The sequence below is a fragment of the Oceanobacillus kapialis genome (genome assembly GCF_044790185.1).
GTDB classification, from domain to species: Bacteria; Bacillota; Bacilli; order Bacillales; family Amphibacillaceae; genus Oceanobacillus_B; species Oceanobacillus_B kapialis.
In genome coordinates, this window is sequence record NZ_CP085256.1 from 3,250,828 (window position 1) to 3,262,535 (window position 11,708).

The 11,708-nt window shown below is 40.0% G+C and carries 10 protein-coding genes; 2 read left to right on the plus strand and 8 right to left on the minus strand.

Annotated features, from left to right (window positions below):
- Positions 1-120 precede the first annotated feature (120 nt).
- From LG273_RS16895 to coxB, 4 genes are all read right to left on the minus strand, one after another.
- Positions 121-255: a hypothetical protein gene (locus LG273_RS16895; RefSeq protein ID WP_379562084.1), complete on the minus strand. Its 135-nt coding sequence runs from the start codon at positions 253-255 to the stop codon at positions 121-123.
- 159 nt (positions 256-414) lie between these two features.
- Entirely contained in the window at positions 415-987 is a 573-nt protein-coding gene (locus tag LG273_RS16900; RefSeq protein WP_404455841.1) for a heme-copper oxidase subunit III, read from the minus strand.
- On the minus strand, positions 977-2,899 hold the full coding sequence (locus LG273_RS16905) for a cbb3-type cytochrome c oxidase subunit I (protein ID WP_404455844.1): 1,923 nt from the start codon (positions 2,897-2,899) through the stop codon (positions 977-979). Before LG273_RS16905 ends, LG273_RS16900 begins: the two co-directional genes overlap by 11 nt.
- A 23-nt stretch (positions 2,900-2,922) precedes the next feature.
- Complete coding sequence (gene coxB, locus LG273_RS16910) at positions 2,923-3,609, minus strand: cytochrome c oxidase subunit II (RefSeq protein WP_379562081.1); 687 nt, start codon at positions 3,607-3,609, stop codon at positions 2,923-2,925.
- Between the two features lie 299 nt (positions 3,610-3,908).
- On the opposite strand from coxB, the gene LG273_RS16915 reads away from it, so the two are divergent.
- Positions 3,909-5,038, plus strand: a protein-coding gene (locus LG273_RS16915; protein ID WP_404455846.1) for an IS3 family transposase whose coding sequence is annotated in 2 segments (ribosomal slippage) — positions 3,909-4,155 and positions 4,155-5,038 — 1,131 coding nt in all. Because the reading frame shifts where the segments join, the coding sequence is not laid out codon by codon here.
- A gap of 370 nt (positions 5,039-5,408) precedes the next feature.
- Here LG273_RS16915 and LG273_RS16920 read toward each other — a convergent pair.
- Positions 5,409-5,717, minus strand: coding sequence for a phasin family protein (locus LG273_RS16920; protein ID WP_379562080.1), 309 nt, complete (start codon positions 5,715-5,717; stop codon positions 5,409-5,411).
- A gap of 13 nt (positions 5,718-5,730) precedes the next feature.
- Positions 5,731-7,320, minus strand: coding sequence for an ABC1 kinase family protein (locus tag LG273_RS16925; protein ID WP_404455850.1), 1,590 nt, complete (start codon positions 7,318-7,320; stop codon positions 5,731-5,733).
- A 394-nt stretch (positions 7,321-7,714) separates the two neighbouring features.
- On the opposite strand from LG273_RS16925, the gene LG273_RS16930 reads away from it, so the two are divergent.
- On the plus strand, positions 7,715-9,064 hold the full coding sequence (locus tag LG273_RS16930) for a YjiH family protein (RefSeq protein ID WP_379562078.1): 1,350 nt from the start codon (positions 7,715-7,717) through the stop codon (positions 9,062-9,064).
- Positions 9,065-9,232: 168 nt separating this feature from the next.
- On the opposite strand, the gene LG273_RS16935 is transcribed toward LG273_RS16930, so the two are convergent.
- Both LG273_RS16935 and LG273_RS16940 read right to left on the minus strand, forming a co-directional pair.
- Complete coding sequence (locus LG273_RS16935) at positions 9,233-10,231, minus strand: acyltransferase family protein (RefSeq protein WP_404455853.1); 999 nt, start codon at positions 10,229-10,231, stop codon at positions 9,233-9,235.
- A gap of 368 nt (positions 10,232-10,599) precedes the next feature.
- Positions 10,600-11,457 carry a Ku protein gene (locus tag LG273_RS16940; RefSeq protein ID WP_404455856.1) on the minus strand — a complete coding sequence of 286 codons (858 nt, stop codon included), beginning with the start codon at positions 11,455-11,457 and terminating at the stop codon, positions 10,600-10,602.
- Positions 11,458-11,708 lie beyond the last annotated feature (251 nt).

An 11,708-nucleotide genomic window follows, 5' to 3' on the forward strand; every position in this document is an offset into this window, starting at 1 on the left:
GTCAGTGAGAGAAACAAAGCAAAGGATGCCTGCTCACAGGCCTGAGAGCTGATTAGTTGTGTATTTATTCACACAAACCAAAAAACCTTGGATATTACCAAGGCTTCAACAAGACAATACTTAACTACTTATAATCTCTCTTTGTTCTGCCGCATAGCGCTCATACAGCCATTGCAAAAACTGCTCTTCTTGTTCCTCAAGTTGTCTGCCCAAACTATTCTTGGTACTTTCACACATTTGCAAAAAGCTCTCCATTCCGCTACGTTCCCCCCAAGCGATGACACTATTGTCCCTGAGGTTATTGTAACCCGATTTCCTAGTAATGGCAATACTGAAAATGATAATATGCTGAATTTACAGATAAATACCTATTTAGACATTTTCCTTTCGTTTTATTGTGACAATGTTTTATCTTCACAACAAATAAGGCACGTATACTATACCGATGATGAACACCCAAACAATATCTACAAAATGCCAGTAGTAAGAAAAAATTAATAGTTTTTCTGTGAAAAGGGAGCGCGGGATTTGTCGGAAATACTGAACAAATAGTATCGCCATCCAACCAATCCCGAATAGAACATGGGCTGCATGAAGGCCAACTAAGACATAATAGGAAGACATGAACACATTCGCACTCATTCCGTGCCCTTCCATAACAAAGGTGGTAAATTCATACACCTCAAAGCATAGAAAAATGATGGCAAATAGCATGGTGACCCCTAACCCTGTCAGGAGAAGGGTGTCTTTCCCTTTTTTTAATGCCCGTTCTCCTAGCCATAACGTACCACTACTAGACAATAAGAAAATGGAAGAAAGAATGACAATCCTTGCTTCAAAAATCTCTGATGGATATGGCCTGCTAGATGCGGGGGTGAATATAAGATACGTCGCAAACAGTACCGCAAACATTATCGCTTCTACACCAAGGTAAATGAAAAATCCCATCTTTTTATCCTGAAATAAATATTGCTCCTCACGATTCATCCTTGCTCCCCCTTCCATAGTGCTCCTCTCGCTCATCCTTTAAAGCACGGATCACCATCAATGCAAACAACAACACAGCGGACAGGATAGCGAGCCAGTACCAAGCAAACGTCATTCCTAAAGAAAGGAAGAATAAACTCATCGCCATAAGAAAAGGTAAAATGGATTTCACTTCTAAAGGTGCCGCCCGAACATTGTCCGTCACAGGCATCTCTTTACCTGCTTTTTTTGCAAACCAGAAAGCATCTATTTCTTTGACAACCGGCATTGGATCAAATGTATGCTCAGGTGCAGGCGAAGCAACACTCCATTCCAATGTGCGTCCATCCCACGGATCATTCCCTACTTTCCTGTCCTCTTTATACGTTTTGTAAACATTCCATAAAGCAAACAGCATGCTGATTCCCATTAAGAAAGCACCAATCGTGCTTATAAAGTTGAGACCCCCTATGCCGTCTGACTCCGCATAGGTATAAACCCTGCGCGGCATCCCTTCCAAGCCCGTGATGTGCATCGGAAAGAAGGTTAAATGAAAGCCAATTAAAAAGGTCCAAAAATGCCACCTGCCAAGCTTCTCATCCAATACATATCCTGTAATTTTCGGATACCAGTAATATAAACCGGCAAAAATACCTAATATAGTGGAGGCAATAATGACATAATGGAAATGGGCTACAACGAAATGGGTGTCATGAAATTGAAAATCTGCCGCCGATACAGAAAGCATTACGCCAGTTACGCCACCCATTACAAAGGATGGAATAAAACCTAACGAAAATAGCATCGGGGTAGTAAACCGAATGACCCCTAGTCGCATTGTAAATAACCAGTTGAATACTTTTATTCCGGTAGGAACGGCTATCAACATCGTTGTAATCGCAAAGAATGTATTAGCCATTGGTCCCAGCCCTACTGTAAACATATGGTGGGCCCATACCATAAAGCCTAAGAAGCCGATTAATGCGACAGAAATCACCATAATAGGATATCCGAAAACCCTTTTGCGTGAAAAGGTAGAAATAACATCCGAAAAGATACCAAATGCCGGGAGCGCCAGAATGTATACCTCCGGATGGCCAAATATCCAAAACAGATGCTGCCAATAAACGGGATCTCCGTCTGTTCCAGAGAAGAATCCTGCCCCAAACAATCGATCAAACATCAACAGATAAAGGGCAATCGCCAGAACCGTAAATGCGATTAAAATTAGAAAAGAAGTAATTAGGGAAGTCCACGTAAACAGCGGCATTCTTGTCATCTTCATTCCGGGAGCACGATGACGCACAATAGTAACAATTAAGTTCAACGCCGTGAAAATTGTTCCCAAACCAGAAACCTGTAAACCAAACACATAAAAGTCACTCCCTGGCCCTGGTGTGAACTGTTCTGTGGATAATGGCGCATAGCCTGTCCAACCGATTTCCGGGGTCATATTTAAAAAGAAGGCCATGTTAAAAAACAATGACCCTGAGAAAAACAGCCAAAACCCCAATGCATTTAAGAAAGGAAAAGCGAGATCTCGTGCGCCTATCTGTAAAGGAACCACTGTATTCATTAATCCTAACAAAAGAGGCATTGCTACAAAGAAAATCATCATGGTGCCGTGTGTTGTAAATACTTCATTATATTTTTCGCCTTGAAACACCCAAAAGTCATTATTTGGAATAGCCAGCTGTGTGCGGATAAATAATGCATCAATTCCCGCCCGGAAAAAATAAATAATCCCAAACAATATATAAAGAATTCCGATTTTACGATGATTCGTCGTTATAAGGTACTCCCAGATTAGCCCCAAGCGCCTTTTCTTTAAAACAAGAAATAGGACAGTCCCACCTAGTATTAAAGTAAAGATCCATGCTGCAAGCACATCAGAAGGTATCATGATGGCTTCCCCAAATAAAGTAAATCTCACTCGTACCACCCCTGTATTGCAATTTACCTTTCATTTAAATAATTCTCATATTCTTCTTGGGAAACAACCTCTGCCACAAATCTCATGCTGGTATGTCCCACGCCGCAATATTCCGCACATTTTCCGTCATATGTACCAATTCGCGGATTCTGGATTTCATATACTAATTCTCTATCTGGCATAACATCGACCTTACCACCAAGCTTTGGCACCCAGAAAGAATGAATAATATCCTCTGAATGTAGATGAAGTTGAATGGTCTCACCTTCAGGAATAACTAACCGATTTTGCTCTGTTTTTCCATTTGCATGCTCAAATGTCCATTCATATTGCCTTGCCGTAACCTGAATTGGCACTCCTTCATTTTCCGATTCAGAAGATAAAACGGCAGACTGGTCGTACGTTATCATAATAGTAGGAACAGCTAATATCGCCAAAAGAAGCAATGGCCCAACCACCCAGGCTGTTTCTAGCCATTTATTTCCCTTTACATCTGGTGGAATGTTATCCTTTCTTTCATCCGTATACCGATATTTAAACACAAATCGAATAAATAGAATCGAAACAATTAATACAACGACCAGCATGAGGGCTAAACTGTAGAGAATTAAAAATGCTTGGTCATCCGCAGTGTCACTTTGCGAATCTAATACTGCAATATTACAGCCCGTTAATAGAAGGAATAAGGGCAAAACGAAGAGCTTTTTCATAGGTACCCACCCTTTTTACTACAAATCCTCAAACGCTAACCCTTTCCCTATTAAACTTTCGGCTAAACACTTCATAATTAGAACAACAGTGCAAGCACCTGTTTTTTGAATGTTTCTGCCAAAGAAAGTGGCAAAGGGAAACTTCATTTATTAGTGGTCCCTCCCACCCCAAACAGATGTTAATTGAACGAATCGGGCCTTTATTGCAGTTGAATCCATCGTGGATAGGCTACACTAAGTTGGACAGATAAAATGAGGGCTTGTAAACTTAAACCATAACTTAAGGGAGCGTGGCCACAATGACACGTCAACGTCGAACTTTTACAACCGAATTTAAACTGCAATTAGTGAAGCTTTATGAAAATGGTAAATCGCGTGCAGATATTGCGAGAGAGTATGATATCACGCCTTCTGCGTTAGATCGCTGGATTAAAAATCATCAAGAAACAGGTTCATTTGCCGCCAAGGATAATCGTTCAGAAGAAGAGAATGAACTCGCACGGTTACGTAAGGAAAATCAACGTCTCACGATGGAAAATGATATTTTAAAGCAAGCAGCGCTGATCATGGGACGAAAATAGATGTGATTCGAAATAACGCTCACATCTATTCGGTATCAGCAATGTGTGACGTCCTCCAGATTCCCAAAAGTACGTATTACTATCATGCCAATTTGAATGGCCGACGTGTGCTAAAAACGGAAGATAAAGAGATTTCTCAGGAGATCTCTCGAATTTTCAAAGAAAGCCGAAACAATTATGGTACGCGCAAAATTAAGAAAGAATTAAGTAGATTACCAGAGCCAAAACACGTATCACGGCGTAGGATTGGCCGTTTAATGACTGAGCTTGGACTTGTATCAAACTATACGGTAGCACAGTATAAACCACATAAATCATCATGTAATGAATCATTGACAAAAAACGAATTACAGCGTCAATTTGAACAAGACAAGCCGTTGGCTGTCATTGTGAGTGATTTAACTTACGTCCGTGTTGGAACAAAATGGCATTACGTATGCTTATTTGTCGATCTTTTTAACCGTGAAATCATTGGCCGTAGTGCTGGTGCTAATAAGAATGCAGAACTTGTCTATCAAGCTTTATCGAGCATTAAAGGTAACTTGAACGACGTTCAAATGTTCCATACAGATCGTGGTAAAGAGTTTGATAATAAGCTTATTTCTGAAGCACTTGAAACATTTGGCATCCAAAGATCACTGAGCATGAAAGGGTGCCCTTATGATAATGCCGTGGCTGAAGCAATGTTTAAGGTGTTCAAAACAGAATTCGCTAACAGTGCTCATTTCTCTTCTCTTGAACAGCTAGCTATTGAACTTGAGGATTATGTTCATTGGTTTAATAACATTCGAATTCACGGAACTTTAGACTATTTAACACCAATGGAACATAAACAACTGCCCCTATAATTTTTGTCCAGTTTAGTGTTGACATACCATCGTCTTACCGCCTGTTAAGGTGAGATAAAAACGAGGTTGGGACATAACTAAATCATCTAAGTCTAAATACGAATAATAAGCTCTGGCACCGCTTCGGCAGAACACTCCGCTTTCCACGGGTACGGCCTCAGCCTCCTCGTGGGAAGGGCACCACTGCGGGGCCTTCAGACTCGTACTGTTCCCGTCGGAGTCTCCGTATTCTGCCTACGCTAAAATGAGAAAACCCGAACTAGGCAAACCTTTATTAATAGGTTTGCAAGATAGTTCGGGATTTCATGTGTTAAGAGAACTTCTGTCTCAGCGTCGTTTAATGAGATATTCTATTCTACTTTTGAAAGTTTTACAATTCGGAGTTTTGGTCAAGCTTTGCTTCTAATTCTGTAATTCTGGCACGAAGCTCATTAATGTCTTCCTTTGTTGCTAAACCAAAGTCTTTTGCCATCTTTTGTGTTTGTTCATACTGTCTGGCGTTCCACTCATCTTTTTTCATTTCGCCCTTGTCCATGTACGTTTGCATGACAGATCTCGCTTCATCCTGGGATAATTCATTCTTATCCACAAGTGATCTTAGCTTCTGGTCAAGCTTTTCCTTACTAGTCACTGCTGCTCCAAGCCCTAGTAGAAACCCTTTTTTTAATACTTCATTCACTCGCAACACCCCCTTACTTTTCAGAACGTATAAACCGATAATGGATAATCAAGGTTAGCCCTGCACCAATAAAGCTAGCAACAGAGCCCCAAAGCAGGAGGACAGCCGCGGTAGAATCTAGTCCCAATCCTAGCAAACTGACTCCCCCGGTGATCCCTCCAAACGTAAATAACATCATTTCAAGCACAAGAAGAAAATGGTGTTTCCATCTCATTTGTTGCTTCTTCTTGTCCCATTGCCTATCCTTTTCCCCATTTTCCAGCCAATTTAACATTGCATTTGGAAAAGATAAGAAAGGCTGAATCGTATCCATTGCATACTGCTTATAAACAGATTCAATTAGACTTTTACCACCAAACCACTTTTTAACTTTTCGATTTACCCATTTTTCCAGATCAACATCAGGGTATATTGCCAGTAATATTCCGAGCACAATGGACATTGCTCTTCCCAGATAAGCGTATTCTGCTGAAAGTTGAATGGGCTGGTCTTTTATAAAAATACGGATGTCTTCTTTTAGCTGTTCCATTGTATGTGCATCAAGGGTTTTAAATGACCCATTTTTATACATTGACACCATATGCTTTATCATTTTCTTTAACTTTTCCTTGTTTGCTTGCGGCAAGAGAAAATCCATCTCATCAAGTGTATTAATTACCCGATCATAATCATCAATGATGACATTTTGAATGATATGCTTAAAATAATGAATGTCCTGCTTGCGCACCGTTCCTACCATACCAAAGTCGATAATCGCTAAGGTGCCGTCCTTTTGTAATAGAATATTACCTGCATGAGGGTCAGCATGGAAATTCCCTTCTTGAAGGTATTGATCCACACAAAACTCAAATACCCGCTTAGCTGTCTGTTCTACTGCAATATGGTGCTCATTCATAAAGGAAATATCTGTTACCTTTGCTCCATCCACCCAATCCATCACAAGTACTTTCCTTGTACAAAGATGATTGTAATAGTTAGGAATATGAATGTACGAGTAGTTTTTAAACCGGTTCTGAAAATAGAGCGCATTTTCCAGTTCCTGTTTAAAATCAAGCTCTTGATCCATCACTGTAATTAATTCTGTGTATAAAGATTTCAAGTCTGCTTTTCTCCCAAAAGAGGTGAATACGGAAATAATCCAGAAGACAATACGGAGTGCGATAAAATCCATATGAAATATTTTTTCAATTTGATAACGTTGAACCTTAATCGCTACTTTTTTTCCATTTTCCCTTAATCTGGCAACATAGACTTCACCAATTGAAGCAGATGCAATGGATTCTTCATCGATTTCGTCTACTACATCACCTATCTCTTTCCCCCATTCTTCCTCAAGTAAGGTTTTCGCATAGGAATAAGGCATAGGAGGCACTCTATCGACGAGACCACTCAGCTCATTTATAAACGCCTGTGGCATAAAGTCAGTTCTCGTACTGAGGAACTGGCCGACTTTAATGAGAACTCCCCCTAATTGAACAGCCCGCTTTCGATATTCTTTGGCCTGTTTCATTAACAGCCTGTCCCATTTCTGCCTAGTCCGCTCATCCCAGATACTATGTATAAAATGAAAGGAATAGATTTGCACGAGAAATTTACAAGCCATCCATACTAGCACACTACAACGATAAAAAAGATTATAATTTCTTCTGTTTTTCAACGTTAACACCTCGATTATCCTTACCCGTAAATCACCTAACGCAAAACAGGTTTTAGACACGATCGAAAAAGGAAATAAATGATTATCATTTAGCAACTTACTTTCCGGCATAGGGGTGGTATAAAAAAACATAATCATGCATAAATATTTGTCGAAAATCACGAAGTAGCTTATAATACAAAAGGATGTTTTTCGTGTAAATGTTTGTCTATATTTTTCTCCATATTTAATCGTATATGGCATTCTATTTGAACATAAAATGATCGTAATACTAAACGATTTACATGATGCATTTTAGCAGTTTTACTCAATAAAATTATGTTTCCTAGGTGGTATGTATATGAGAAAGGATCATTATAAAACAAGTGATCATATTAAATTTATTATTCCTTCCTTAATCGGGGTATTCTTATTCATGTTCCCTCTTTCTACAGATGAGGGAATCACCATTCCAATTGCACTTTTAGCAGGAATGGTTCAAGAAGCTCTTGCCGGTCGGCTTTCCGCTATCATGATGGTTATTATTGTGTTGACAGCCGTATTTACGCTCTTGGCTAAAATTGTTGGGAAAGAAGCATTACAAAAAACACCCTTCTTTCAACAGCTTTTTTATGTAAGTCTTTTCTGGACGATTACTCGTGTGGTTGCAGCCATTTTTGCTGTAATGGTCTTTTTCGAACTAGGACCTGAATTCGTTTATGGCGCAAACACAGGAAAAATGCTTCTTGGTGACTTGCTTCACGTTCTATTTGCGGTCTTCTTGTTTGCCGGGTTATTTCTTCCACTGTTAATGAACTTTGGCTTACTTGAATTTATCGGTACGTTTATGACCAAGATTATGCGACCATTATTCCGTTTACCAGGAAGAGCCTCCATTGACTCACTCGCTTCATGGATTGGTGATGGAACAATCGGTATCCTGCTGACAAGTAAACAATATGATGAAGGGAATTACACAAAACGTGAGGCTGCCGTTATTGGTACGACCTTTTCCGTTGTGTCGATCACCTTTTCTCTTGTCATTATTAAACAAGTAGGACTTCAACATATGTTCGTCCCTTTTTATTTAACTGTACTACTTGCCGGGTTTGTAGCTGCCTTAATTATGCCACGAATTCCACCACTCTCCAGGAAAGCCGATAGTTACATCCATTCTTCTGGTGATGGAAATAATGAAGATATTCCAGAGGGCTATAATGTGATTACCTACGGCTATAAAAAAGCAATTGATAGAAGTCGAAAGGAAACCAGCTTTTATCGATTCATGAAAGAAGGCGGACAAAATATACTTGATATGTGGATGGGTGTCGCTCCTGTTGTAATGGCATTTGGTTTAATTGCCTTAATTATTGCAGAAAATACTCCTGTCTTCCAATGGCTCGGAGTTCCATTTATTCCACTATTAGAATGGATGCAAGTACCATCTGCCGCAGCAGCGTCGGAAACGATACTGATTGGTTTTGCTGACATGTTCTTACCAGCAATACTTGCCTCCTCCATCGAAGAGGAAATTACCAGATTTATTATCGCCACATTATCTGTAACCCAGTTAATTTATATGTCCGAAGTCGGGGGATTATTATTAGGGTCAAGGGTACCAGTGTCGTTTAAAGACCTTGTCGTGATTTTCCTATTACGTACAATTATCACACTGCCTGTCATTGTATTAGTGGCACACCTTATTTTCTAAGGTAATCAACAGCAAAACAGACGGCCTAACTATTTAGGCCGTCTGTTTTTATATAAAAAAGGGGGTATGTTATATATACGTTTTAGAGATGGATTTGTTTCACTCATTTGCCTACTAAATGGCATCTTTCACAAACATTAAGGAACTCTGTGGGTACCTTCTTCCCTTCTAAGAAGAGGTTTCTGTTTTAATACGCCGTTTCAAAATGGAAGCTTTTCCTTCTATGACAGGCTGCCATACTCCAAGTACTGGTCTGCTTGATAGTAGAAATACAAGGCCAAGAGATAATGCCGCTAACCCAAGAAAATCATAGAGTCCATTTACCTGAAAGACGTCTGCCTGTCTGAAATACTGGATGAAAAACCCGTGTAACAAGTATACATAAAGGGTTCGTGCACCTAATTTTGTCCAGTTATACTGTGCTTTTGGAATCCAAGCTAGCACGCTTACTACCATCACAGCTGCTGTCAGGTAAACGAGCAAGCGAGCAAGACCACCAAATTCGGCCATTCCTAGATCACCATATGACTTCGATGCAAGAAGCCAACCTGAATTAAACTCTGGCATTATATAAATTCCCGCAAATACAGCAGTCATGACGACAAGCGAAGCAATTTTAACACTTTTATGTTTCACAAGCATTATCTGCTTTTCGGTTAGGAAATAACCAATTAAAAAGAACGGGAAGAATACAAACGTTCTTGAAAGGCTAAATGTATGACCAATCTCCCCAAAGTAGCCAATAATCAAACCAATTTGCACAGCAATCGCAATACTTAATAAAGCAGGCATTTTCTTGAACCAATATAGGAGAAGATGCCAACTGAATAGACTAAACAAGAACCATAGAGCCCAGTGAGGACTAAATAAATCTGTCTGCCATCCTGATTTTCCAATAAGAAAATAATAGCCGGAATACAATACCTGAAAAATAAGATATGGTACGATCAGCTTTTTGACTAAGTTTATAATATAACGGAAGTTACCTGCACCTTTTGCAAAGAAACCAGCCATTAGGATAAAGGCAGGCATATGAAAGGTGTATATCCACATATATAACGTGCTTATTTCTCTTGATCCATCCACGAACGGTTGGATCATATGACCAAATACTACGAAGAAGATTAACACTACCTTCGCATTATCAAAAAAAGCATTTCTTTCCATAGTTCTCATCCTTTTATTGTAAAAATGAAGGTGCATATACTACTTTACCTCTTTTTCAAAAAAATTATATAGGTTAACTGATGTTTTTATGTAGATGTTAAAGGAGTGTAAATGATTTGCAAAAAAGCATTCAAAATGTAAAGATCTTGGTTTAATTTGGGAGCTTGTTGTTTGATCGTCTGTGCTGGTGCGCTAGTTCTCTGGGGGGCGGCGCGACTTTACAGTGTTGCTGCGCGTCCTCTCACGGGGGTGGCGCGACTTCCCTGTGTTGCTGAGCGTCCTCTCACGGGGGCGGCGCGATTTCACATTTGTGAGAAGCTACTTTAAAAAACCCCCAACAATGGAGGTTTTTCAAATTTTACTATTCCCTAAGTAGCGGTTTTCTTTTTGGTTGTAACTTTCACTTTTTTTGTAGGTTGCTTTGGTTTTGGCTTCTCTTGTTTTGCGCGGTCTAGTGATGCCTGCAGAGCGTCCATAAGGTTCGTTGCACCATCCCTAGCAGGCTGCTTACCTTCCCCTGTAACAATTGGAGTAGTTGTTTCCTCGTTGTTTTTCTTCTGTTCGATGAGTTCTAACAATGCTGTTCTGTAGTCATCTGTATATTTTTCTGGTTCAAAGGTGGTGGTTAGTTGCTCAATTAGCATTTTCGCGGTATCCACTTCTTTTTCTGAACTTGCTGCCGCTTCCGGAACATTTGGCACGTCCGCTACATTTCTTACTTCATCTGGATAGTGTATCGTTTCTGCGACCAGCGTATTTTGATATACCCGTATGACGGCAAGTTGTTCCTTAGAACGAATGATCATTTTAGCTATCCCAATCTTACCTGTATCTACCAAAGCACTCCTCAAAAGACTGTATGCTTTGGATCCCCCTTCATTTGGCGATAAATAATAGCTTTTCTCAAAATAAATCGGATCAATTTCTTCCAGTTTGACGAAATCCACAATTTCCACTGCCTTGTCTTCCTGCTCTTTTTGCAGTGCTGAAAGATCTTCTTCATCCAAGACGACAAATTTATTCTTTGCATACTCATAAGCCTTTACGATTTCCTCTTGCTCGATTGGCTTGTCACATACCGGACAAACTTTTTCATATTTAATCGGTGTTTGACACTCTTTGTGCAGCTGTCGAAGTTTGACATCCTTGTTCTCTGTTGCAGCATGCATCTTAACCGGAATATTTACCAGACCAAAGCTGATTGTACCCTTCCACATTGTGTGCATCCGAATTCCTCCTTTTAGAAGTATTAAAAATTGGCTGTATGTTGTTTGACAACAACAGCCACGTCCAGCTACAACGCCCTGAGACTAGCCGAGACATCCCTCCGCTGTTCGTAGACCCGGTGGATCCGGGTGATGTCGCCGTTGCCCCAGGCCGGGGGGTTCTTAGTCGACCTTTCTTTAAACGAGCGTCCCAGGCTTCTTTTCTTAGTTTGTCAGATGTTCCAGACTTTTATCCAAACTGTATGTTTTTT